Below are 24,567 nucleotides of genomic sequence, written 5' to 3' on the forward strand. Positions count from 1 at the left end.
ACGCGCGCGACCACCCAACGCATCGCAATAGTTTGCCGGTATCATGACCACCATGACCGACCACGATCAGACGCACACTGCCCCTACCAGTTCCGCCCCTGCTGCCGAATCGGCTTCGGCGTCGAGTAAAGCTACCGACCGCAACCTCGGTTTCGGTGTCGACATTGGCGGATCCGGGATCAAGGGAGCTGTGGTGGATCTGGATACCGGCGAACTGGTCACGGAGCGGTTCAAGATCCTCACCCCGAAGCCCTCCACGCCTGATGCCGTGGCGGATGTGGTGCGCCAACTTATGGAGATGGCCGACTGGGATGGCTCCGTCGGCATTACTGTGCCCGCCGTGGTGAAAAACCAGGTGGCACGTTCGGCGGCGAACATTGACAAGTCGTGGATCGACACGGACCTGCAGGAGCTGTTCCGTCGGCACCTCGGCGAGCGCGACATCGCGGTGCTCAACGATGCCGACGCGGCTGGCATCGCCGAGGTTCAGCTGGGTGATCCCCGCGCCAAGCAGGGCTCGGTCATGATGCTGACCTTCGGCACGGGCATTGGCTCGGCCATGCTCAACGACGGCCACCTGTTCCCCAACTCCGAGCTTGGGCACCTGCACTACTCCAAGAAGGGCGACGTGGAATGGTATGCCAGCTCGGCGGCAAAGGATCGCGAGGAGCTGTCCTACAAGGAATGGGCCGCCCGCGTGGACGAGGTGCTTCACATGTACGGCGAGCTGTTCAGCCCGCAGATTTACATCGTGGGCGGCGGCATTTCCCGCAAGGCCGAGAAGTGGGTTCCTCGCCTGACTGTGGAGCAGGAAGTCATCCCCGCCAAGCTGCGTAACCAGGCTGGCATTATCGGTGCGGCGCTGGCCGTGCGCGATGGAGTAAAGCCCTAGTGCGCCACGTTTATGTGGTTAACCAAATCTCTTAACCTACCAACAAACCCCCACTTTGGGAACAAGTTTGCTGCATTGTGGGTTATAATGGGCGGTCGATTACCGCGAACGCGGGTTTTACACCTTCCCGACGTGCAAAGAGTGGCTGCGACCGTACCTCTGGTCAGCAGGACTTGATCTTAGGGCAGAACTGCTGAGCCGGTTCTGAAATGCACTGTGTACAACGAGTGAAAGGGCTTCAGTGGCAGCGAAAGATTCGAACGCCAACAGCGAAACCTCCGAGGGCACTGGCGTGCGCAAGGTCGCCAAGAAGACCGCAGCACGCAAGGCCACTCGGAAGGTAGCCAAGAAGGCGACTTCGACGAAGCCAGCCTCATCACCATCCTCAACCAGCTCCGCCACCGCCAGCGAGACCGGCAGCGTGCCCGACAACCAGGACAGCTCTACCCCCGTCAAGAAGACGGCGGCGAAGAAGACCGCTGCCAAGAAGACCACTGCTCGGAAGACCGCAGCAAAGAAAACTGCGGCAAAGAAAACCACGGCGAAGCGCACGGCTGCAAAGAAGGCAACTGCTGCCCAAGCAACGGCCTCCGACGCTGCTGAGACCGCAGCAACGTCTTCGGAAAATTCCTCCGTAGAGTCGTCAACGAAGTCCACTGCGAAGAAGACTGCTGCCAAGAAGACCGCAGCGAAAAAGGCAACGGCTAAGAAGGCTGCTGCCAAGAAGACGGCTGCTAAAAAAACGTCCGCGAAGAAGACCACTGCGAAGAAGGCCGGTCGCAAGAAGGCAACGTCGGCCGCTTCTGCTGGGAAGGGCACCGACGAGGATGAGATCGTAGAGACCCCCGATGCCACCACTGGCGTTGCTGCGAACGGCGGTTCGGCATCGGGCAAGGTCAACGACGTCATCGATGCGGACGATCCCGCAGACGATCTCGACAACGATGATGTCGACGTGGATGATGTCGACCCGGACTTCGACGACGAAGACTTGGACGACGACCTGGACGAGGACTTGGACGAGGACCTCGACGACGATCTGGATGACGATCTCGAAGATGACGAGATCGACGAGTCCGATGATGACGACGATGAGGACGACTCTGACAGCGATTCCGACGAACAAGACGGCAGTTTCGTGTGGGATGAAGACGAGTCCGCTGCCCTGCGCCAGGCGCGCAAGGACGCTGAGCTCACCGCATCCGCAGACTCGGTGCGCGCGTACCTGAAGCAGATCGGCAAGGTCGCCCTGCTCAACGCCGAGCAGGAGGTCTCCCTCGCCAAGCGCGTGGAGGCTGGCCTCTACGCACAGTACCGCCTCCAGGAGATCAAGGAGTCGGGTGAGAAGCTCTCCCCGATGAACCGTCGAGATCTCCGAGAGATCGAGCGCGACGGTCGCCGTGCGAAGAACCACTTGCTGGAGGCCAACCTCCGTCTCGTAGTGAGCTTGGCCAAGCGCTACACCGGCCGCGGCATGGCCTTCCTTGATCTCATTCAGGAAGGCAACCTGGGCCTCATCCGCGCCGTGGAAAAGTTCGACTACGTCAAGGGCTACAAGTTCTCCACCTATGCCACGTGGTGGATCCGCCAGGCGATCACCCGTGCCATGGCTGACCAGGCTCGTACCATCCGCATCCCCGTGCACATGGTGGAGGTCATCAACAAGCTCGGTCGTATCCAGCGCGAGCTGCTCCAGGATCTTGGCCGCGAGCCCACCCCGGAGGAGCTGGCCCGCGAGATGGACATCACCGTGGACAAGGTGCTGGAGATCCAGCAGTATGCCCGCGAGCCAATCTCCCTGGATCAGACCATCGGCGACGAAGGCGACAGCCAGCTGGGCGACTTCATCGAGGATTCCGAGGCCGTTGTGGCCGTGGATGCCGTTTCCTTTACGCTGCTGCAGGATCAGCTCCAGGATGTGCTGCACACCCTATCCGACCGTGAGGCAGGCGTGGTGAAGCTGCGCTTCGGCCTCACCGACGGTATGCCGAGGACTTTAGACGAAATTGGTCAGGTCTACGGCGTTACCCGCGAGCGTATCCGCCAGATCGAGTCGAAGACAATGTCCAAGCTGCGCCACCCGTCCCGTTCCCAGGTGCTGCGCGACTACTTGGACTAGTTGCCTAGGGGTCAACGTCACCGACTGAGGCAATAAACGCGGGCTCTGAGATATCCAAGAAAAAATGCAGCGGGCCCCAGGTCATGTCCCGACCTGGGGCCCGCTGGTCTATCGCTAAAAGATCAGCTGGTCTATCGCTAAAAGATCAGCGAACGCCTACTGCTGGTTATCCCGCACACACTGCTGGAATTCTTCGCCGCGCAGGCCATCGCAGCCCTGCACCGCACTCAAGCCAGCCTGCGTGAAGAAGATAGCGATCGCCATGGCGACGATGCTCAGGACCAGCCCACCGATGGCGTAGCTGCGCTGTGTACCGCGCCGGCTGGCCACCACCACGGCCGTCACGCCGACCACGATGCCCACCATCGCGACCACGATGCCGATGACCGCCATGATCGACGCCGGAATGCACAGAATGCCGACAATCAACGCCGCCAAACTCAACCCGGAGACTTTTTGCGGCGTGATGACCCGCCGAGCGTCCTCCCGAGCCTGGGAACGATCCAAGTCGGAATAATTACGGCCCGCGTTCTTACCGTTCCCTGCCACCTGCGCTACCTCGTCTTTCTTCAGTGTCTTTCTTTAGTCTCTCGCTGCACTTGTCGCGCGACGTTCCACATGGCTCAGCAGCGCGACTCAGGATGGGGATTCCCCCGTCTACCCCGTTGATCTTAGCAATCAGCCGGGCGTTTACCACGCGCGAAGGTACGCGATCCGGTCCCGCAGTTGCTGCGCGGTGCACAGCGCCGTGGGCGGGCCGCCGCAGTTGCGCCGCGCGTCGTTGTGCACGGCGCCGTGTGGCTTGCCCGTGCGGGCGGACGTCATCGCCACGAGCGCATTGAGCTCCTTGCGTAGCGCGGGCAGCTCCTCGCTGGCAATCCGCTTATTACGCGCGTCGGCGGCACTACCCTCCGGCGCCTGCTCCACCTTCTCACGCCGCTCCTTCTCGTCGCGTGCCCGCGCCTCTATCTGCTCGGCCTGTCGCTGCCGCAGGAGGGTGCGCATCTGGTCGGCGTCGAGCAATCCCGGCAGGCCCAGGTACGCCTGTTCCTCCGCGGAGCCAGCCACCGTGGTGCCGTAGGTGGACCCGTCGTAGATGAGGCTCTCCAGCTCGGCCTCTGCACCGACCGACTCGTAGCCCCGTTCCTCGCCTGGCTCGTTTTCCTCCCTGTTGGCGTCGGCGAGAAGTTGGTCGTCCCATCCCTCGTTCGGTCGGTCCGGTTTACCCAAAACGTGGTTGCGCTGCTTTTCCATTTTCGACGCCAAATCCAGCAGAACCGGCACGCTCGGCAAGAATACGGATGCCGATTCCCCTGGCCGGCGGGAACGGACGAAACGCCCAATGGCCTGGGCGAAGAACAGTGGTGTGGAGGACGAGGTGGCGTACACGCCCACCGCGAGGCGGGGCACGTCCACTCCCTCGGAGACCATGCGCACGGCGACCATCCATTCATCCGTGCTGTCGGAGAATTGCTTAATGCGATCGGAAGCGCCGGCTTCGTCGGAGAGCACCACAGTTACGGGCGTGGAGCTGATGCGTTTAAGCATCGCGGCGTACGCGCGCGCGGTGGTTTTGTCCGTGGCGATTACTAGGCCTCCGGCATCCGGGATATGCTCACGCAGCTGCAATAGCCGGGTGTGGGCGGCCTGCAGCACGGTGGGGATCCAATCCCCGCGTGGATCAAGGGCCGTCCGCCAGGCACGAGCGGTCTGCTCGGGGTTGAGTGGTTCACCGAGACGGGCCTCGAACTCCTCGCCGGCGGAGTTGCGCCACCTAGCCTGGCCAGAATATGCCAAGAAGACCACCGGGCGAACCACGCCATCTTTGAGGGCCTTGCCGTAGTCGTAGGTGTAGTCCGCGCTGGACTGCAATGCACCGCCGGAGTCGGGTACCTCCTCGTAGCGGACGAAGGGAATCTGGGAATCGTCCGAGCGGAACGGGGTACCCGTGAGCGCGAGGCGCCGGGTGGCGTGGGCGTAGGCCATGCGTACGCCATCACCCCAACTGCGGGCGTCGCCGGCGTGGTGGATCTCGTCGAGGATCACCAGTGACTTTTTCACCGTGGCGACCTGGTAGTGCTTGGTCGGCTTCATCCCCACCTGGGCATAGGTCACGCACACGCCGTCGTAGGAGCTATTGAACGGCGAGGAGTTGGTGAAGTTCGCATCCAAGGCAATGTTTTGCCCAGCCGCAGACTGGGACCATTGGATCTTCAGATGCTCGGTAGGCACCACGATGACAATGCGCTCAACCACGCGAGCATCAAGCAGCATGCGAGCCACGGTGAGGGCGAACGTCGTCTTACCCGCACCGGGCGTTGCTACTGCGAGGAAATCGCGTGGTTGCTCGTCGATGTACTTGGTCAGTGCCTCCTGCTGCCATTGGCGGAGGTGTTTCATACAGCGATATTCTTCAGCGTTTTCTCTGGTGGTTTCTCTGGTTGTCTTCCCTGGCGGTTGAACTCTCGTGGCTGTTCGTTACGACAGCTACTACTTCTTGCGCAGCCCCTTGTAGATGGCCTCGCAATCCGGGCACACCGGAGAGCCGGGCTTGGCTTGCTTGCGCACCGGGAACGTTTCGCCGCACAGGGCGACCACAAGTTTGCCCATCACAGCCGATTCCACGATCTGATCCTTCTTCACGTAGTGGAAGAACTTTGGGGTGTCGTCATCGGTGGTGGTGTCCGTGTGGACGTCTGGGCGCTCAATGGTTGTCGTGCTTGGGTTGCTCACGGTTACCCATCATGCCCCTCAATGCCCTTGTTTTCCACTTCCGTACTAGCGTTGAGCGTATGGCTACTGGCAACAAGCATCTCTTCGGGCAGGTCGGCGTTCGCCGAAAAAAGCGTGATGCCCAACTGATCACTGATGCACGCCATTCGCCGCTGGAAAATTGGCATCACCGACGGCGCGTTTATGTGTGGCTGCAACTATCCCGTATTCCGGTCTTGGTGCTGGCGGGCATCGTCATGTGGCTCACCCATAACCTCGCTGTTTCCGTCATCATCGCCTTCATCAGTGTGCCGTTGCCGTGGATTGCCGTGCTCATCGCCAATCAGCCGGGTGAAGGTGCCACCGAAAGTCACAAGGTCTACAAACCTGGCCTGGCGCGGGAACAACGCAAGGCCGCCGCCAGAGCCGAGCTCGGAGGCTCCACGCGCGCCGAACTTGGGTCTGGCGCTGCAACGAATGGAGACACAGGAAACACAGTGGAGAAGTGCCCCGACAGCCTCGATCACCCCGACTCCCCTGGCTACATTGACTACGACGAGATCACGCCCCCGCCCTCCCAAGGAGACGACTAACCGCCATGGCCGATGACAACAAGCTCTGCTCGCCGGGTCCTGCGGTGGCCGAGTTCATCCGATTGCTCCGCACGCTGGGTTACGGCTCCGACAGCATTAACCGTGCCCTTGGAGCGCAGGGCGTTGCCGCGGCAGCCGATGGATCCCCGGAGGCCGCCCTATGGTGCCTCGAACACGGCGAACCGGACCCCAATGACGACGCAAATGCCGACGTGATCGCCGGCGTCTATCTGCGTCAGCCCCTGTCCGACCAGCGTTGGAACGCCATCATCGGCGACGAACTAATGGGTCGGCTGCATGACGAGCTCGCGCTCGTCCGTACCTCCGACGATGCGCTGCAGCTCAACATTGATATCCGACCGGTCTCTGCACCAGGTCACGGAGATGCGCGCCGCGGGGATGCCGAAGTACTCGTTGCCTCCGACCCCGATGCTTCCCTCGATGTGCGTATCCCCGGCCCCCATCACGTCCCTGGAGTGGGCCATGCTCCCCTGTCTCTTCTCAACGTCATTCCCCCGCTCGTCACCGACCACGGCTCCGCCCAGAGTGTGCTCGATCTCGGCACGGGTTCCGGTGTCTTGGCGCTGCTGCTCGGCCAGCTCTACCCGCATGTCCAGTTCACGGCCACGGATATCCACGACCGTGCTTTAGACTTCGCCCGTGCCGCAGACCAAGGCACCGCCACCATTGACTGGCGCCAGGGCTCCTGGTTCGAGCCAGTCGGTGGGCAGACGTTTGACGTGATCATCTCGAACCCGCCGTTCGTCATTGGGCCCGCCGCGGCAGACAGCACCTCTGTCGAAGGCCATATCTACCGCGATTCCGGCCTAGCCCTCGACGGCGCCAGCGCGCTCGTCGTCCGCCACGCCGCGGAGCACCTCTCCCCCGGCGGCCACGCGCATCTACTAGCGGGCTGGGCGCTAAGCGCAGGCGAAACCGTCGGATCGCGCACGCTCGGTTGGCTGCCCGCCACGGGCATCCGCGCCTGGGTCGTGCAGCGCGATGAAGTCGACGTGGCCACCTACATCTCCACCTGGCTCCGCGACGAGTCTGTCGATCCCCGCACGCCCACTGGTCGCGCCCGCACTCGGGCGTGGCTGGACTTCTTCGCCGACCATGGCGTCGAAAGAATTGGGTTGGGATACGTCCACATGGAAAAACTCGAGCCCCAAGCGGACACCGCCACCGAAGTGCACGCGGAACTCATAGACTGGCCACTGCCCGCGGGCACGTACCTGGGCAACGAGGTCGACGAATGGTTCCGGCGCACCGCCTGGGTCACAGGCCGCTCCGCTGAGGACGTGTTGAATGCCCACTACGCGGTGCGCCCGGGCGTCGCCGTGGAGGACGTCACCATGGCCGATACCTCGGCCGGCCAGGGCTTCACCCGTGTTGCGCGCCGCATCAGCCGCACGGAGGGCCCCTGCTACAGCCACGATATCGACGAGCACGTGCTCGCCATCGTCTCGGGCGTGCACCCCGAAGGCCTGCCGCTGCGCGACGTCATCGCACTCTATTGCGCCGTGCACGACCTCGATGAAACCGCCTTCGCCACCGCCATCGTGCCCATTACGGTGGATCTCATCCGTCACGGCATCATCGTTCCCACCGATCTTCTCGCCGACGCCACCAGCCATGAACCGTCCTAGGTGCGTGGGATGGGTTGGGCGTCGGAGTAAACGATGCCGACGAGATAGCAAGCAACCAGTGACCGAGACAGTAACCGAGACAGTAACCGAGACAGCGACCCCAACAACGAAGGAGCAGCAATGAAGGCAGTGGTATCGACCGTGAGCGAGGCGACCGTGCGAGTGGACGGCGACGTGGTGGGGCACGTCGACGGGCCAGCGCTGATGGTGCTGCTGGGAGTCGGCGTGGATGACGCGCCCGACGCGTGGGAGACGATGGTGCGCAAGATCGCCGAGCTGCGCTTGCTGCCCGAGGGTGACGATTACGAGAGCCCGCGAAATGTCTCGGCGGAGGACGCCGGAGCACCGGTGTTGGTGGTTAGCCAATTCACGCTCATGGGTGCTACGAAGAAGGGTCGGCGGCCGTCGTGGTCCGCGGCGGCACCCGGGCCGGACGCGGAAGCGGTTATACAAAAGGTCGTTTCTGGGCTCCAAGATCGGGGGTTACGAGTGGAGACGGGGAAATTCGGCGCAATGATGCAAGTTTCATCAGTCAATGAAGGACCCTTTACCGTGCTGGTGGAATGCTAGAAGAAACCGGCTAGCAGCTGTGATTTCCGCCTCTTTCGCGGGCGTTACCCGTAAACGGGGGTGAGCCGAGTCGAGGTTGGTGGGGCACTGCGGGAACAATCTTGAGTAGAGAGCCGTTAGACGCAATAGACAATCCCAACTTCCGACCCCCAGGAAGGCGCTGAGACAATGAGCAGCTCCATGTTCGACGATGATGTGACGAACGACGAGTCCACGAACGAATCCTCTCAGGACGATAGCCAAGGTAGCCACAGCAAGACTGAAGACAAGGGTCGACGGAGGGGGAACAACGAGAATCCGTCAGCGGATCTAGTGCGCGTGTACCTCAACGGCATCGGTAAGACTGCCCTGCTGACCGCAGAGGATGAGGTTGAGCTGTCCCAGCGCATCGAGGTAGGCCTGTACGCCGAGCACCTGCTTGAGACGTCCGATTCTCTGACCCGCGCTAAGAAGCGCGACCTTAAGGTACTGGCCCGCGAAGGCAAGGCCGCGCGGTCGCACCTGCTGGAGGCCAACCTTCGCCTCGTAGTGAGCTTGGCGAAGCGGTACACCGGCCGCGGCATGCCCCTGCTCGATCTCATTCAGGAGGGCAACCTGGGGCTCATCCGCGCGATGGAGAAGTTCGATTACACCAAGGGCTTTAAGTTCTCGACGTACGCCACGTGGTGGATCCGTCAGGCTGTTACCCGTGGCATGGCAGATCAGTCGCGCACGATCCGCCTGCCTGTGCACCTCGTGGAGCAGGTCAACAAGCTCTCGCGTATTAAGCGAGAGATGTACCAGCAGCTCGGCCGTGAGGCAACGAACGAGGAACTCAGCGAGGAATCCGGCATCGAGGAATCCAAGATCGAGATGCTGCTCAAGCAGTCCCGCGATCCGGTGAGCCTGGACATGCCGGTTGGCTCTGACGAGGAAGCTCCGCTGGGCGACTTTATTGAGGATTCCGAGGCTGCGGATGCGGAATCTGCGGTGGTTGCCTCGCTGCGCCACTCCGATGTGCGTGCCGTGCTGGACACGTTGGAGGAGCGCGAGCAGGACGTGATTAAGCTCCGCTACGGACTGGATGACGGCATGCCCCGCACGCTGGATCAGATCGGCCGCCGCTTCGGGCTGTCGCGTGAGCGCGTGCGCCAGATCGAACGCGAGGTAATGGCGAAGCTTCGCGAAGGCGATCGCGCTGACAAGCTGCGCGAGTACGCCGTGTAGCGATTGATTTCGCTCTAGGGCGGATCCTGGGGCGGGCACTGCGGAGAACTTAGGCGTTTCTCTGTGGTGTCCGCCCTCACTAGGTAAAAAATGCCGTGTATCGTTAGTTTTCAAGTGTTTTATGTGTAAAGAAAGGTTGTTGCGCAGGTGAGGGATCTCGTTGACACAACTGAGATGTATCTTCGTACCATCTACGAGCTAGAAGAAGAGGGCATCACCCCGCTGCGGGCGCGTATCGCCGAGCGTCTCGACCAGTCCGGTCCCACCGTGAGCCAGACTGTGGCTCGCATGGAGCGCGATGGCCTGCTGACGGTTGCCCGTGATCGTTCCCTGAAGCTCAGCCCCGAGGGTCGCTCGCTGGCCACCGCTGTGATGCGCAAGCACCGCCTGGCGGAGCGCCTTCTTACCGACGTTATTGGTCTGCCGTGGGAGAAGGTTCACGACGAGGCGTGCCGCTGGGAGCACGTGATGGGCGAGGAAGTTGAGCTTCGCCTGGTCCAGGTATTGGACAACTACTCCACGTCACCGTTCGGCAACCCGATTCCTGGCTTGGACACCCTTGTTGAGGAAGCTCCCGCATCGGAGCGGGATCGCATCCTGAACAATGCGTCCAGTGACGATCCCAACGCGATGACCCGCGCGGCCGATGTGGACTCCACGTCCCCGCTGAAGGTCCGCCTGCTGAGCATCAACGAGATCATCCAGGTGGAGCACAAGCTCATGGCGAAGCTCTCCAACTTGGACATGAACCCCGGCAGTGTGGTGACGCTGCAGACGACCGACGATGGAATCTCGTTGACGAACGACAACGGCACCATCGAGTTGCCAGACGAGCTGGGGCACGCGATCCGTGTGGAGGTGCTCAGCTAGCTTGTTGAGATGCTCCGCTCGTCTTTCGCGCCTTTTGGTAGCGTTGACGGTGTGATGAGCGACAACGACAATTCCCAAGACTCCACTTCTCTGCCCGCCGGTTGCCACATCGTGGTGACCGGCGGTGCTGGTTATGTCGGCAGCGTCTGCGCCACCGTGCTGCTGGAACTCGGCTACCGGGTCACCGTGGTCGATGACCTGTCGACAGGTAATCGCTACGCAGTGCCCGAGGGAGCAGACTTCGTGGAAGGCGACATCAACGATGTCATCGACGACGTCTTTGCATCCAACGACATCGCTGCGGTGTTCCACTTCGCAGCGCGGTCGCTGGTCGGCGAATCCGTGGAGAAGCCCTCGATGTACTGGCACCACAACGTGGTCACCAGCCTCGGTCTGCTGGATTCCATGCACGAGCACGGGGTGAACAACCTCGTGTTCTCCTCCACTGCCGCCACCTACGGCGAACCGGAGAAGACGCCGATCACCGAAGACATGCCGACCCGCCCCACCAACCCCTATGGTGCGTCGAAGTTGGCCATCGACAACATCATTACCTCCTACGCCAACGCGTACGGGCTGGCAGCAACAAGCCTGCGTTACTTCAACGTGGCTGGCGCCTACGGCAATGTGGGAGAGAACCACAAGGTGGAAACGCACCTCATCCCGCTCGTGCTCCAGGTGGCGCTGGGTCAGCGAGACAACATCAAGATCTTCGGTACCGATTACCCCACCGAGGATGGGTCTGCGGTGCGCGATTACATTCACATCCGCGATTTGGCCGATGCCCACGTGCTCGCCGCGCAGTCCAATACTCCGGGTGAACACCGCATCTTTAACCTCGGCAGCGGCGATGGCTTCAGCGTGCGCCAGGTTATCGAGACGTGTCGCGACGTCACTGAGCACCCAATCCCAGCAGAGGAAGCACCTCGCCGTGCCGGTGATCCTGCGGTGCTCATTGCCTCGTCGGAGAAGGCAATGTCGGAGCTGGGGTGGAACCCTACCCGCTCGGACCTCACCACGATCGTGTCAGATGCGTGGAACTTTACGCAGGACCTGGGAGATCGGTCCCATTCAGCGCGGAGTTAATGCGCTCCCAGTCGAAGTCGTCGACTGCTTGATGCAGCCTGGTGTAGACGTCAGGCCACACGGCTGGGGCGATGTCGTGGACGAGTTCCTCACAGAAGGATTCGTGCGACAGCACCGGGAGCACGAGGGCGCCGTCACGATGAGGCAACTCTGCTTCCGGCCACGAGGTGTCGCCGTATCTCTGCGCGATCGCGACGAAGTCGCGGAATCCGCAGCGATGGAACGGGGGCTCGTCTGAGTCGGTGGCAAGGTCGTCGATGATCTCCAGGTCCACCTTCATGTGATGGATCAGCTCGAGTGCCTGCGCGATGATGAGATTGATCAGCTTCTTGGCGAAGCCGGCTCGATGAGCAGCGAAGGCAAGTTCGGCCATATCTATTGAAGCGGCATCAATGGGATTCCGGGCATGCTGACCGTCACAGCCGAAATCAGGGCAGGAATCGGTAGCTGCCGCCATGAGGAGTTCCTCGCAAACACGCCCGAGTGTGTGGAACGCCAATGTTCCCTCGTCGTTGACGGTGAGAACAAGTGCGAGAATGACCATCATGCGCCGACGGATGGGGCCGCTGCCGCGGCGCACGCATTCGGCAAGTAGATCTCTCATGGCGGCCGAGTGGTGCCCCGCTGAACACGCCACAATGTAGGTGTGGAGATCCGCATCAAGGCACGCCCGGACAAGCTGTGAGACCACCACCTGATCACGAACCATGTCCTCGGCAGAGCATTCTCCCGCCTCAATCCGGCCGAGCGCCTCCGAGACACCAATCACGCAGGCCACATCAGCAGTCTCCGGTGGGATCAGCCGATGCAGAATCGACTGGGTGGCTGCTAGTTCCGCGAGGGGCTCGCTGCTATCCAGCCACTGCTCCATCTCCTCCCTGTCCTGCATCACCCGGGCTCGGTTGAGGGTCGCGATATCTCGTACGGGGTTGGATTCCACATTGCCGATAGTGCCGGTATCGCCACTGAGGACGTCGATCCATGGATCCCCCGTGGCAATAGTTGGGGTGTAGACGGCCAGGACGGTCGAGACTCCCCTGCTATGCAGAGCGTCAAGGGCGATCTGCAGGCTGTGATTTGCAGTGTCACTATCTGCGGCGACAGCGACGAGGATCACTTGTCCCACTGCGGCTTTTCCGTAGCTCAGATCGCTGTCCATGGTCGGTGCACAGGCATTGTCTGCGATGGCGTCTGCCATGTCGTCGATCGTTGGATCTCCAATGTCGATGCGCACAAGCGGGCCCACCTTCAACCGACTGGGCGAATCCATGTCTCGGGGGCTGAGTCCGATGGCAATGAGGGACTCACAGGGTGGAAACCCAAGCAGCGTGGGGATTGATGCGATCAGGCCACCGAGATCAGTTCCAAAGTGAATCTGCTGCGCCCTATCCGCGCAGTGCTCCTCCCCTGTGCACTGCGGAATATTTGCTGGGCGCTGCGGGTTGAATGGGTTACTTGATGAAGAAGATGAAGTCATGCCCCACATGATGGCGGGCGGAGTGGTCAACACCTTCTCGATGACAGCATCAACCGACCGTTTTTGTGGATAACTATCAGCCTGTGGATAACCTCGGTTGTCCGGTACGGCTGGTAGTCTGATCAAACAATGTTTCGTCTGAAAGGGAGTGCGAGACGATGTGGAATAACTTCGAACCATCCGGACACGGCGACCGGCCCACGAACCGGATGTACGAACTCGAATACCCCACCCCTATGGGCCTCAATGCTGCAGCTCAGGGGGATTATTCGGCAAACTCTGCCGAAGGTTCCCAGGTGAAGATGCCGATGGTCGTTGCGCTTCATGGTTACGCGGATGCCGGTCAGGCGATCTCCCAGGCCAGCACGCACTTACTACAGGCACTGGACAACCAGCCCGTGGCAACGTTCAAGGTGGACGAACTCATCGATTACCGCTCGCGGCGCCCCGGCGTGACCATCGACAACTCCAAGGTCGTTGACCATGAAGAGCTGTCGCTGGATCTGCACCTGTTGACCGACACCGATGGGCGACCGTTCCTGCTGCTCAGCGGCCCAGAGCCCGATCTTAAGTGGCAGGCGTTTAGCGATGCTGTTGTGGAGTTGGCGCGTCGCGTCAACGTGGACCGCGTTATCACGCTGTTTTCCGCCCCGATGACGGTTCCGCATACGCGCCCCCTCGTGGTGTCTGCTCATGCGTCGGATTCCGACCTGATGAAGGACTACCACTCCTGGACGAGCCGGATGATCATCCCCGGCGCCGCCGCGCTGGAGGCCGAGATCGCGCTGACCAAGCACGGTTTCGACACGATTGGTTTCACGGCTCACGTGCCGCACTACATCGCTGCCTCCGACTACCCGGAGGCCACCCATGCACTGCTGAGCGCCTTCGCTGATGTTGCGGACCGCAGCATCCCCGTGCGTGCGCTGGAGGGTGACATGGAGCGGGTGCAGCAGCAACTTGCCGAGCAGGTGGAGGAATCGCACGAGATCGCCACGGTCGTGGGTGCTCTAGAGCGCCAGTACGATGCTGAGGTGGAGCGCCTGCGCCGCACCAAGGAGAACAACCTCCTGGAACCCGGTCAGGATATCCCCACCGGCGATGAGCTCGGCGCTGAGTTTGAGGCGTTCCTGCAGGGTGTGAGCGGTGCTGAAGCCGGTGCCTCTGACACCGGCACCGATGATGGCGCCGATGGCACCACCGACACAGGCACAGACAACCCGGACGAGACCGGCCCGTCCGGACACGAGGAGCACGAGTAGATACGTGGGCATAGCGGCAGACCTGGCACAACTTCTCCCCGATCTCGACGAGGTCCCCGAGTCCCTCGTTGACGACGCCATCCTGGAGTCCTTCCTCCGCTGGACCCGCGATCGGGGTATCAGCCTCTACCCTGCCCAGGAGGAAGCCGCCACCGCGCTTGTGGCGAAGGATAACGTCATCCTCGCCACCCCCACGGGCTCGGGCAAGTCGATGGTTGCCATCGCCGCCCACTTCATCGCCATGGCGCGCAAGCAGCGCAGCTTCTACACCGCCCCCATTAAGGCGCTGGTCAACGAGAAGTTCTTCGCCCTGTGCGAAACCTTCGGCCCAGAAAACGTCGGCATGATGACCGGCGATGCCACCGTCAACGGTGGCGCCCCCATCATTTGCGCGACCGCTGAGATCGTGGCCAACATTGCCCTGCGCGACGGTGCCGATGCGGACATCGATCAGGTCGTCATGGACGAGTTCCATTACTATTCCGAACCCGATCGCGGCTGGGCCTGGCAAGTTCCCCTCTTGGAACTTCCCCGCGCCCAATTCCTGCTCATGAGCGCCACCCTCGGCGATACCACGTGGCTAGAGAACGACCTGCACGAGCGCACGGGGCGCACCAGCACTCTCGTTTCCGGCAGCACCCGCCCGGTTCCCCTTGACTTCCACTACGTCTACACCCCGATTCACGAGACCGTGGAAGATCTCCTTCACGATGGTAAGGCTCCCATCTACGTGGTCCACTTCAGCCAGCGCGAGGCGGTGGAGCGCGCCCAGGCCCTCACCAGCATCAAGCTGGTCACCAAGGAGGACAAAGAGGCCATCGCCACGGGCATCGGGGATTTCCGCTTCACATCAGCCTTCGGCAAGGTGCTCTCCCGCCTGTTGCGTCAAGGCATCGGCATTCACCACGCGGGCATGCTGCCCAAGTACCGCCGCCTTGTCGAAAGGCTGTCACAGCAGGGCCTGCTCAAGGTCATCTGCGGCACGGACACTCTCGGAGTGGGAATCAACGTGCCCATCCGCACCGTGCTGTTTACCGGGCTGGCCAAGTACGACGGCATCAAGAGCCGCATCCTCAAATCCCGCGAGTTCCACCAGATTGCCGGCCGCGCCGGCCGCGCGGGCTACGACTCCGAGGGCACCGTGGTCATCCAAGCCCCAGAGCACGAAATTGAGAACTTCCGCCTGCGTCAGCGCGCAGGAAGCGATCCCAAGAAGCTCAAGAAGCTTCGGAAGAAGTCCGCACCGGACGGCCAGGTCACGTGGAGCGAATCCACGTTCGAGCGCCTCACCACCGCAGAACCCGAGGAACTAGTCAGCCAGTTCGCCATGAGCAACTCTATGCTGCTCAACGTCGTGGCCCGCAAGCAGTGGACGTTCGAGGCGCTGCGCCACCTCATCAGGACAAATCACGACACCCGCGCCAAGCAGAACAAGACCATCCTGCGAACCATCGAGCTGTATCGGGGATTGCTCAATGCTGGCGTCGTCGAAGAATATGCTGCGGACACGCCCAGTGGCAAGGATGCGCGGCTGGCCCAGGAGATGCAGCGGGATTTCGCGCTGAACCAGCCGCTATCGCCCTTCGCGCTGGCAGCGCTCGAGCTGCTCGATCCCGAATCGCCGACGTACACGCTGGATATCATCTCCACGTTCGAGGCCGTTCTGGAAGATCCGCGGCAGATCCTCGTCGCGCAGCAAAAGGCCGAACGCGGTGAGGAGATCGCGGCGCTCAAGGCCGAGGGTGTCGACTACACCGAACGCATGGCGATCGTCGAGGATATTACGTGGCCGCAGCCGCTGGCCGAGGAGCTCGAGGACGCCTACGACACGTTCGTGGAGGGCAATCCTTGGGCGCGTGACTTCACAATCAGCCCGAAGTCCGTGGTGCGGGACATGATCGAAAAGGCGATGACGTTCTCCGACCTCATCGCCACCTACGGCCTGGGCCGTTCAGAGGGCGTGGTGCTGCGCTACCTCACCGATGCGTGGCGCACATTGGAGCACTCAGTTCCGGAGCCCTACCGCACCGAGGAGCTCAGCGACATCCTCGTGTGGCTGGGAGAGCTCATTCGCCAGGTGGATTCCTCGCTCATCGACGAGTGGGTGATGATGGGCGACCCAGACGCCCCGCTCAGCGAAGAGCAGGTCCGCGAGCACGCCTACGGTGTCGAGGACACCAACGCGCTGTCCGGCAACCCGCGGGCACTCAAACGCATGGTACGCAACCACTTCTTCCGCCACGTGGAACTTTTCGCCTTCGAAAAGGAGCGGGAGCTCGCCGAGTTGGACAGCTACTTGGAGAGCCCGCCGGATTGGCCCGCAGCGATGGATGACTACTTCGATGAGTACGCCGATCTTGGTCTCGACGCCGAAGCCCGCTCGTCTCACATGGTGATTATCGGGGTGGACGAGTCCGATCCCCGGCTGTGGACGGTGCGGCAAATCCTCGACGATCCGGAGGGCGACCACGGCTGGGCCTTTGAGGGCGTGGTGGATCTGGATGCCACCGATGAGGCCGGCGAGGTGCGGCTGGCGGAGCTGCGGGTCGTCGCGGGCTAGAGCCGCTGGAGCTGCTAGAACTGTTAAAGCTTCTAGGCTTGCTGGAGCTGCTGCTCGAGAACCTCGCGGCTGCGCGCGGCAACCTCATCAAAGGACTTCGCCACGATCTCACCAAGAGCGGCGTAATCGTCTAGGCGGGTGGAGCTGGTGCGGAAGGCCATGCCGATGGTGCGGCCGGCACGCACCGCACCACCGCTGAAGGTGGCCAGAGAGATACCGGGGCGCTGACACTCCACGCCGATCGCGGACAGCGGCACGAGGGTGCACCCCAGGCCTGCAGCTACGAGCTGGATGACGGTGGACAAGCTGGCCGCGCGAGTCACGGAGTACCGCGGATCGTTAGCCATGTCCACGTGTCGGCACAGGTCGAGGACTTGGTCGCGGAGGCAGTGGCCGTCGTCGAGAAGCAACATATCCACGGTCGATAGCTCGTCGACAGTGAGGTCGCGACGACCGGCCAGGGGGTGGCCGCTGGGGACCACGAGAACGAACTCCTCGGTGTACAGATCGACCGTTTGCAGCCCGCCGCCCTCGCCAGGCATGCCGGTGACGGCGACGTCGATCTTTCCCTGCCGCAGGCCATCCATGAGGTGCGGAGTCTTTTCCTCAATGATGCGCGGCGACAGGTCGGGAGCGATGCTGGGCACGGCGCGGAGGAAATCGGGTAAGAGATACGGAGCGACCGTGGGGATCATGCCGATGGCCAGGGAACCCACAAGTCCACCGGTGGCGCCGCGGGCGTGAGTCACGAAGTGCTCAAGGCTTTCCAGGGTGGACTGCGCGTACGGCAGCAAGCTATGGCCAACGGGGGTGATGATGACCTTGCGTGTCGAGCGCTCAATGAGCTGCACGCCAAGGCCGTTCTCCAGCGCAGACAGCGCCTGGGACAGCGAAGGCTGGGAGATACCCAGATGGGATGCTGCCGTTCCGAAGTGGCCGTGCTCCGCGATGGTAACAAAGGTGCGGAGTTGCGCAATCGTTGGTCGATATTCTCTTTGTGTCACGAAAGTCACCTTACCTTAGTGCCCCTCCACAGTTGCAGCACACCCTCAATTTTAGAAAGGGATTCTCTGTTTCGGTGTCCAAGAAATGTTTTCTAGGTCACTGTTGTGCCGCTGTGTTCGCTATGCAATGGCGGCGTGATACCGAACGCGGCAACGCAGGCGACGTAAGTCGAGTGCGATCATCGGGCCCGCCGCTGCTCTAGCAGACGTAACCCAGCCAATGGCGGTGCGTTAGCGGATTCTTAGCGCCAGCCCATGCGGCTAGTGCACGGGGGTTGTGGCTAGTGCACGGGGATCTCAATGACCGATTCGAACGGTCTTAACGGCCCGAATGCCCCCTTTGCGTCACCGCGATACCTGATTGTGTAACGACCGGGTTTCACTCCAATTGTGGACCAATCAATAGTCACCGTCGTGGTGCCAAAAGAATTGCTAAAGGTCAATAGTGTGGATTCACTGGAATCGTCGGCAATGATCACTCCGCTGGCATCCTCGATAGTGAGGTATCCGGCACCATGGCGCAGGTTATTGTTCGGGTTGGCACCCACGACCTCCACGGAGACCTGCTGCCCGGCGGCGACCTCTTGTGGCGCCCGGAGAATATCGCCGAACCGCTTACCCAACGGCGGAATATCGACCCACGTGTAGCCTCCCGGAGCGTTCGGGATCAACCCCGTGAGGTCACCGGCAGGGCTTCCCGGATCCATCTTTCGCCCATCCTTGAGTGCTGTTGCCAACCGGTCGAACACCCCTTGGAAGGCGGGGAGTTGATACGTGCCGAAGATGGTGGCACCACCTTCGTAATTTTGCGCCTCGTATTCTTCGGGCGTGGTGATGTAGTGACCGTAGGAGTTTGTGTATCCCTGCACAACGATGGCGTTCATGGGTACTCCCAGCGCCTCCGAGATGGTGCGCCTGATCCGCAGCCCCGAGGTGATGGTGGGCTCGAATCCGAGGCTGGCCAACACGAGCCCTCCGATGCGGTGGATGAAGAATGGGTGCGTCTGCTGGATCATTCCTGGGATGTAGCCCATGGGCAGCAGGTTGTCTTTGGGGCGGTGGACCTCCATGACCTCTGGTGGCACCAGCACCTTATTGGCCTCGGCGATCCATGGGTTGCCGCCCCGCTCCCCTTCGTTGAGGTGCAGTTCCGACACGCCACCGCCGTCTTCTTGCGAGGAGGCCGCGAATGCCGCCCCGAGGATCGCAGGCCCTAGCCGATGCTGCTTGCCATCCGGGGTGAACCGCGCGTCTGCTGTGAGATTGGGGCAGTCGACCCACTGGAACACTCCATCGATGAGTCCGCCGAGGTTCCGCCCTCCGCTGGGGTTGGTTGCGGGAGCCATCATCCGCTCGCCCAAGATCCGTGCGGATTCATTGTCGGTGGCACCGGGGCCACTTCCCGGCACGAGCCCGTGGTTGGGAGTGATGTCTCCAGGGGTGGAGTTGGCGAACGCGGCCACGAATGGGGCGTGATCGGGTTCGCGGTGGTTGACTCCCCTGCTCTGCTCGGTCGCCCACGCGGCATACCCCTTGTTGTCGCCAGAGATGTGGCGGTATTCCGGTCCGAAGCTTGTGGGGTGGATCGAGTACCAGCTGATCAGGCCCACATCCGTGCCGTTCTTGGAGACATGGAGGGTGACGCATCGGTTGTCCACGCCACCGGGCAGTGCAGCCCTGTCCTCCGGCGGGTTGCGATCGAAGGACTGCTTGGAGCGGTTACGGCCGGCATCTTCCACGGTGTTTTCGGTGACCACGACCTCCGCCGGCGACAGGTCGCCGTGGGCCCGCACGATGGCATCCACAGTTCCGGCTACGGTCGCTTCGAAGGTGCGTGGGCGGAACCCTCCGTGGGTGATATCGACCATGAGGTGTTGCGAAGTTCCTCCGGGAGCCACATGTGTGTGCGTGGCGTGGAGCAGCACATTGTGCTGGCCGTACCGATCACCGAATATCCCGCGCAGCCTGCGGAGGACTTCTAGGTGGATGGATTGGAACATCAATCCAACATCGAGCGTCACGTGGACCACAGCGCTGGCCGGATCGTCCGCCGCAGCGAAGATAAACGCTCGAGCGTATTGCCTGCGCTGGATACCCACGGAGGTTTGATCCCCCACCGCATAACCGAACATCCCGGCGCCCCAGGGTTCGCCGGTGATATCCGCCATCGCTCGGCCGACGAGAAGCTGCCCGCTCCCCTGGTTGGTAGTGGGCCTTTCTTCCGCCGACGCCACCAGGCCGGCCCCGCTCGTCGCCCAGATCACGGTTCCGGAGACGGCTGCCATCCCGGCGAAAAAGTTTCTACGGCTAATAGTCCGGTGTGTTGTATTCACAGTGATCTCTTTTCAGGATCTTTTCTCAGGATCTCATTTCAGACTTCGTACCTTCGCGGGCACCAACGGCCCGTAGATTGTTATATTGGCAAAAACTAATCAGGTTGGTGGCGTTAACGATTTTTTCGGGTTGTTAAACTTCCATAAGTGATGTCTACTAACCCGTCCCACCGTCGCCGTCGTGGCGGACGCCGCTCCCGTTCCCGTGGTCAGTCCATGGAGCAGCGCCGCGTTGCTCCGGAGCGCTCCATTCCCCCGGTGACGTATCCGGATCTCCCGGTCTCCGATCGCCGCGCGGACATCATGGAGGCGATCGAGAACAACCAGGTGGTGATCATCGCCGGTGAAACGGGTTCAGGTAAGACCACCCAGATCCCGAAGATGTGCCTCGACCTCGGCCGGGGGCGCTCGCAGGTCATTGGCCACACACAGCCTCGTAGGATTGCCGCCCGCAGCGTGGCCGAGCGCATAGCTGAGGAGCTGGGCTCTCCGATTGGCGATCCATCCTCCGTGGTGGGCTACAAGATCCGTTTTGATGACACGGTGTCGAAGAACACCGCCGTGAAGCTGATGACCGATGGCGTGCTTCTTAACGAGATCCAGCGCGACCGGTTGTTGCGTGCTTACGACACGATCATTGTCGACGAGGCGCACGAGAGAAGCCTCAATATTGACTTCCTCCTGGGCTTTTTGAAGCGTTTGCTACCGAAACGCCCGGATCTCAAGGTGATCATCACGTCCGCGACGATCGACCCGGAGAGCTTCGCGAAGCATTTTGCAGATGCGGACGGCAAACCGGCGCCCATTATCGAGGTGTCTGGGCGCACATATCCGGTGGAGATTCGTTACCGGCCTTTAGTCACCGAGCGGGAAGACGAGGCCACCGGCGACATCGTTCGCACTGAGATTGATCCGCTCGATGGTTTGGTCTCCGCGTGCCGGGAGCTCATGCGGGCGGGCGATGGCGATATCCTGTGCTTCTTCTCGGGTGAGCGCGAAATCCGAGACGCGGCCGATGCTCTGGAATCTGAGTTCCGAGGGCGCGGGCGCTCCCAGGTCGATATCCTGCCACTGTTCGGTCGGTTGTCGAATGCGGAACAGCACCGGGTGTTTAACCCCGGACCCAAGCGTCGAATCGTCCTGGCCACGAACATCGCCGAGACGTCTCTGACGGTTCCCGGTATTCACTATGTGGTGGACACGGGCTATGCACGCATCAGCCGGTATTCGCACCGCACGAAGGTGCAGCGGCTTCCGGTGGAGGAGATCAGTCAGGCTTCTGCAAAGCAGCGCAGCGGCCGTTCAGGGCGTATCGCTGATGGCATTGCGATCCGGTTGTACTCGGAAGAGAACTTTGCGGCACGCCCGGAGTTCACCGATCCGGAAATCTTGCGCACTCACCTGGCCAGCGTCATTCTGGCCATGGCCGCCCTGGGGCTCGGGGATATTGAGGACTTCCCCTTCCTCCAGGCGCCTGACCGCAAATCCATCCGCGACGGTGTGATGCTGCTGCAAGAGCTCGGCGCCCTCACCCCTGACAAGGAAGCGGCCCTCACTCCAGTGGGCAAGGATCTATCCCGGATTCCCACTGATCCTCGGCTGGCGCGCATGCTGGAGGCAGGTCACCGCAATAACGTGGTGGAACAGATCGCCGTGATTGTTGCGGCGTTGTCCATCCAAGATGTTCGCGAGCGACCGTTGGAAAAGCAGCAACAGGCTGATGAGATGCATGCTCGGTTCGCTGCAAACTCGGATTTCATCAGTGTGTTAAAGCTGTGGAACTACCTGCAAGAGCAGCGCCGGCAGCTCAGCGGTAATCAGTTCCGGAAGCTGTGCCGTGATGAATTCATCCACTACATGCGCGTTCGCGAGTGGATGGATTTGGTGCGCCAGTTGCTCACGACGATTCAAGATCTCTCGTGGAAGATCCCCAATATTCCGCACGTCCGCGAGCTGGTCTTCGAACCCGATTCCATCGATGAGGATCAGGTGCACAAAGCCATCCTCACCGGTCTGCTCACCCACGTCGGCATGCGCGAGGGGTCTAGTAGGCAATTTACGGGCACCCGTAATACACATTTCGTCGTTCATCCGTCGTCGTATGTAGCCAAGAAGCCGCCTCAGTGGGTGATGGCTGCAGAACTCGTGGAGACGTCCCAGGTCTTCGCCCGCACGGTCGGTCCCATCGATCCGTCCTGGGTGGAGGCCGAGGCTCCACACATGGTGAAGTACACCTATTCGGAACCGCGATGGTCGAGCAAGCGTGGTGCCGCTGTGGTGGACGAGAAGGCGTTGTTGCTGGGGTTGACCCTCGTGGCAGGCAGGACGGTCAACGCTTCCCGTGTCGATAAGGAGCTGGCGCGAGAACTGTTCATTCGCCATGCGCTCGTGGAGGGCGACTGGAAGACTCGTCATCATTTCTTTCACGACAATCAGAAGCTTCTCGCCGAGGCCGAGCAGTTGGAGGATAAGGCCCGTCGCCGGGACATTATCGTCGACGACCAAACGCTGTTCGACTTCTATGACGCCCGCCTGCCCGAATCAATTGTCTCCGCGCGTCACTTCGATTCGTGGTGGAAGAAGGCTCGTCACAAGGATCCGGAGAAGCTAAACTTCTCCCTCGACGCGCTCATTAGCAGCGCGGAGGGCGCGGCTGCGGCCGAGGAGTTTCCCGACGTGTGGCGCCAGGGCAGCCTGGAGTTCGACCTCAGCTACGTCTTCCTGCCTGGTGATGCCGACGACGGCATTACCATGCGAGTTCCCCTGCCCTTGCTTGCGAATGTTGATGGACAGGCGACCCAGTGGCTCGTGTCAGGCATGCGTGAAGAGCTCGCAGTGGCGCTCATCCGCTCGTTGCCTAAGCCGTTGCGCACCAGCGTTGTTCCCGCTTCTGACTTCGCGCGCAAGGCCTTGGAAAAGATGGTTCCCTACGAGGGCGCATTTGATCTCGCGCTCGCCGACGCATTGCGGATGCTGGGTGGTTCGGGCATTTCCCCGTCCGATTTCGATTGGTCGAAGGTTCCGAACCACCTGCGTATGCAGTTTGCGGCGATCGATCGGCGTGGCAAGGTCGTTGATAAGGATAGGGATCTCGCGGCACTGCAGAATCGTCTATCGGGCCAGGTCACGCAGGCTATTGCGCAGGCGACAGCTCGATCCGGAGCGTTGGGTGCAGGCCCCAGTCCATCCGATGCTTCCATGCATGGTGGGCAGGGCGGCTCCGGTGGACGCGGCAAGCGCTACTCACGGGGTGCAGGGGGCGAGCAAGGCACTCGGCCCGCACAGGGCGGCTCGCGAGGTTCCTCTGGTGGCAAGGACAGCTCGGGCCGCGGCGATGCGTCCGGCGGCAGTGGCTTGGGTGGTGTCCTGGCCCGCAGCGATTCATGGACATCTGAAGGTATCGGCGTGGTGCCGGATACGGTCGAGACGGTCATTGACGGACAGACTGTCCACACCTTCCCTGCGATCGTCCTAGAGAAATCGTCCGTGGTGCTGAAGGCCTTCCCCACGAAGCAGGCAGCTGACGCACAACAGTTCAAGGCAGTACTGACTCTCATGACGAGGGCGTGCTCGGTGAACGCCAACCAGATGGTGAAGGGTCTTTCGCTGCGCCAGCGGGTGGCGATGGATTCACTTCCCAATGGCCCCGGGGGGTTGATTGAGGACATTGTTGCTGTGGTGTGTCGCGACATGTTGATTGCAAAGGGGCCGGTCATTAAGGATCCGGATCGCTGCGACGACATGATCGAGGCCGCGCGTTCTGAGGGGCCAGGCAAGGTGCGTCAGTATGTGGTGGCTGTGGCTCCGGCTGTGCTCGCTGTGGCCGATATGCGCGCCGAGTTAGCGTCGTGGACTGGCGACGCCATCGATGACATGCGAAAGCAGTTGGATTTCTATCTAGGTCCACATGCGATTGCGCGCAATGGAATGGCGGCAATGCGGCATGTTCCCCGGTATGTTGCTGCGATGCAAGCGCGGCTGGAGCTGATGTCGTCCGATCCCGATAAGGAAGCGGACTTGGACGACCAAGTTCGTGAGGCTGAGCAGATGTATGAGGCGACGTTGCGCAAGCTTCCGCAAAATAGGCAGGCCTCTCCCCAGATGAAGAAGGTTCGGTGGATGATCGAGGAGTTCCGGGTGAGCTTGTTCGCCCAGAACTTGGGCACGGCACAGTCTGTGTCTCTGCAACGCATCCGCAAGCAGCTCGATAAGGCTCTGAGCGCTCGCGGCTAGC

Annotated in this window: 17 protein-coding genes; 11 read left to right on the top strand and 6 right to left on the bottom strand. The window is 61.6% G+C overall.

The window, feature by feature from the left end; genetic code table 11:
* Positions 1-52: 52 nt before the first annotated feature.
* Together ppgK and LA343_RS07965 are read left to right on the top strand one after the other, a co-directional pair.
* The gene (gene ppgK, locus LA343_RS07960) at positions 53-892 is read left to right on the top strand and encodes a polyphosphate--glucose phosphotransferase (RefSeq protein WP_081737417.1); all 840 of its coding nucleotides are present in this window, start codon (positions 53-55) and stop codon (positions 890-892) included.
* Between the two features lie 241 nt (positions 893-1,133).
* Positions 1,134-3,011, top strand: a complete 1,878-nt coding sequence (locus LA343_RS07965; protein ID WP_025402804.1) for an RNA polymerase sigma factor — start codon at positions 1,134-1,136, stop codon at positions 3,009-3,011.
* Between the two features lie 156 nt (positions 3,012-3,167).
* On the opposite strand, the gene LA343_RS07970 is transcribed toward LA343_RS07965, so the two are convergent.
* The 3 genes from LA343_RS07970 to LA343_RS07980 form a co-directional block, all read right to left on the bottom strand.
* On the bottom strand, positions 3,168-3,560 hold the full coding sequence (locus tag LA343_RS07970; protein ID WP_025402805.1) for a hypothetical protein: 393 nt from the start codon (positions 3,558-3,560) through the stop codon (positions 3,168-3,170).
* A gap of 141 nt (positions 3,561-3,701) precedes the next feature.
* A complete protein-coding gene (locus LA343_RS07975; RefSeq protein WP_025402806.1) occupies positions 3,702-5,411 on the bottom strand; it encodes a DEAD/DEAH box helicase in 1,710 nt (569 codons plus the stop codon).
* A 90-nt stretch (positions 5,412-5,501) separates the two neighbouring features.
* Positions 5,502-5,744, bottom strand: a complete 243-nt coding sequence (locus LA343_RS07980) for a DUF3039 domain-containing protein (RefSeq protein WP_025402807.1) — start codon at positions 5,742-5,744, stop codon at positions 5,502-5,504.
* A 59-nt stretch (positions 5,745-5,803) separates the two neighbouring features.
* Here LA343_RS07980 and LA343_RS07985 point away from each other — a divergent pair, with 59 nt between their 5' ends.
* From LA343_RS07985 to galE, 6 genes are all read left to right on the top strand, one after another.
* Positions 5,804-6,316, top strand: a complete 513-nt coding sequence (locus tag LA343_RS07985; protein WP_224207596.1) for a DUF3099 domain-containing protein — start codon at positions 5,804-5,806, stop codon at positions 6,314-6,316.
* A gap of 5 nt (positions 6,317-6,321) precedes the next feature.
* Positions 6,322-7,965 (top strand): DUF7782 domain-containing protein, encoded by a 1,644-nt coding sequence (locus tag LA343_RS07990; RefSeq protein WP_025402809.1) that lies wholly within the window; start codon positions 6,322-6,324, stop codon positions 7,963-7,965.
* Between the two features lie 120 nt (positions 7,966-8,085).
* Positions 8,086-8,535, top strand: coding sequence for a D-aminoacyl-tRNA deacylase (gene dtd, locus LA343_RS07995; RefSeq protein ID WP_025402810.1), 450 nt, complete (start codon positions 8,086-8,088; stop codon positions 8,533-8,535).
* Positions 8,536-8,703: 168 nt separating this feature from the next.
* Entirely contained in the window at positions 8,704-9,741 is a 1,038-nt protein-coding gene (locus LA343_RS08000) for a sigma-70 family RNA polymerase sigma factor (protein WP_025402811.1), read from the top strand.
* 147 nt (positions 9,742-9,888) lie between these two features.
* Positions 9,889-10,611 (top strand): iron-dependent transcriptional repressor DtxR, encoded by a 723-nt coding sequence (locus LA343_RS08005; protein WP_025402812.1) that lies wholly within the window; start codon positions 9,889-9,891, stop codon positions 10,609-10,611.
* Between the two features lie 54 nt (positions 10,612-10,665).
* Positions 10,666-11,697 (top strand): UDP-glucose 4-epimerase GalE, encoded by a 1,032-nt coding sequence (gene galE / locus LA343_RS08010; protein WP_052337554.1) that lies wholly within the window; start codon positions 10,666-10,668, stop codon positions 11,695-11,697.
* Here galE and LA343_RS08015 read toward each other — a convergent pair.
* Complete coding sequence (locus LA343_RS08015) at positions 11,654-13,354, bottom strand: DUF4192 domain-containing protein (RefSeq protein ID WP_081737320.1); 1,701 nt, start codon at positions 13,352-13,354, stop codon at positions 11,654-11,656. The two genes, galE and LA343_RS08015, sit on opposite strands and share 44 nt — an antisense overlap.
* Here LA343_RS08015 and LA343_RS08020 point away from each other — a divergent pair.
* Entirely contained in the window at positions 13,333-14,436 is a 1,104-nt protein-coding gene (locus LA343_RS08020; RefSeq protein ID WP_025402815.1) for a PAC2 family protein, read from the top strand. The two genes, LA343_RS08015 and LA343_RS08020, sit on opposite strands and share 22 nt — an antisense overlap.
* Before the next feature lie 4 nt (positions 14,437-14,440).
* Positions 14,441-16,996: a DEAD/DEAH box helicase gene (locus LA343_RS08025; RefSeq protein WP_025402816.1), complete on the top strand. Its 2,556-nt coding sequence runs from the start codon at positions 14,441-14,443 to the stop codon at positions 16,994-16,996.
* Between the two features lie 32 nt (positions 16,997-17,028).
* On the opposite strand, the gene LA343_RS08030 is transcribed toward LA343_RS08025, so the two are convergent.
* Both LA343_RS08030 and LA343_RS08035 read right to left on the bottom strand, forming a co-directional pair.
* On the bottom strand, positions 17,029-18,000 hold the full coding sequence (locus tag LA343_RS08030; RefSeq protein WP_025402817.1) for a hydrogen peroxide-inducible genes activator: 972 nt from the start codon (positions 17,998-18,000) through the stop codon (positions 17,029-17,031).
* A gap of 281 nt (positions 18,001-18,281) precedes the next feature.
* The gene (locus LA343_RS08035; protein ID WP_025402818.1) at positions 18,282-20,285 is read right to left on the bottom strand and encodes a neutral/alkaline non-lysosomal ceramidase N-terminal domain-containing protein; all 2,004 of its coding nucleotides are present in this window, start codon (positions 20,283-20,285) and stop codon (positions 18,282-18,284) included.
* 198 nt (positions 20,286-20,483) lie between these two features.
* Here LA343_RS08035 and hrpA point away from each other — a divergent pair, with 198 nt between their 5' ends.
* Entirely contained in the window at positions 20,484-24,566 is a 4,083-nt protein-coding gene (gene hrpA, locus LA343_RS08040) for an ATP-dependent RNA helicase HrpA (protein ID WP_025402819.1), read from the top strand.
* The last annotated feature ends 1 nt before the right edge of the window (position 24,567 follow it).

Origin of the sequence: Corynebacterium falsenii, from assembly GCF_020099275.1 — a bacterium.
In the GTDB taxonomy this organism is placed as follows: domain Bacteria; phylum Actinomycetota; class Actinomycetes; order Mycobacteriales; family Mycobacteriaceae; genus Corynebacterium; species Corynebacterium falsenii.

Excerpts from the sequence above, each read along its gene's own strand:
- hrpA (WP_025402819.1), top strand. The coding sequence starts at position 20,484 with ATGTCTACTAACCCGTCCCACCGTCGCCGTCGTGGCGGACGCCGCTCC.
- LA343_RS07990 (WP_025402809.1), top strand. The coding sequence starts at position 6,322 with ATGGCCGATGACAACAAGCTCTGCTCGCCGGGTCCTGCGGTGGCCGAG.
- galE (WP_052337554.1), top strand. The coding sequence starts at position 10,666 with ATGAGCGACAACGACAATTCCCAAGACTCCACTTCTCTGCCCGCCGGT.
- ppgK (WP_081737417.1), top strand. The coding sequence starts at position 53 with ATGACCGACCACGATCAGACGCACACTGCCCCTACCAGTTCCGCCCCT.
- LA343_RS08015 (WP_081737320.1), bottom strand. The coding sequence starts at position 13,354 with ATGGTTCGAAGTTATTCCACATCGTCTCGCACTCCCTTTCAGACGAAA.
- LA343_RS07975 (WP_025402806.1), bottom strand. The coding sequence starts at position 5,411 with ATGAAACACCTCCGCCAATGGCAGCAGGAGGCACTGACCAAGTACATC.
- LA343_RS07985 (WP_224207596.1), top strand. The coding sequence starts at position 5,804 with ATGGCTACTGGCAACAAGCATCTCTTCGGGCAGGTCGGCGTTCGCCGA.
- dtd (WP_025402810.1), top strand. The coding sequence starts at position 8,086 with ATGAAGGCAGTGGTATCGACCGTGAGCGAGGCGACCGTGCGAGTGGAC.
- LA343_RS08020 (WP_025402815.1), top strand. The coding sequence starts at position 13,333 with ATGTGGAATAACTTCGAACCATCCGGACACGGCGACCGGCCCACGAAC.
- LA343_RS08035 (WP_025402818.1), bottom strand. The coding sequence starts at position 20,285 with ATGGCAGCCGTCTCCGGAACCGTGATCTGGGCGACGAGCGGGGCCGGC.
- LA343_RS08000 (WP_025402811.1), top strand. The coding sequence starts at position 8,704 with ATGAGCAGCTCCATGTTCGACGATGATGTGACGAACGACGAGTCCACG.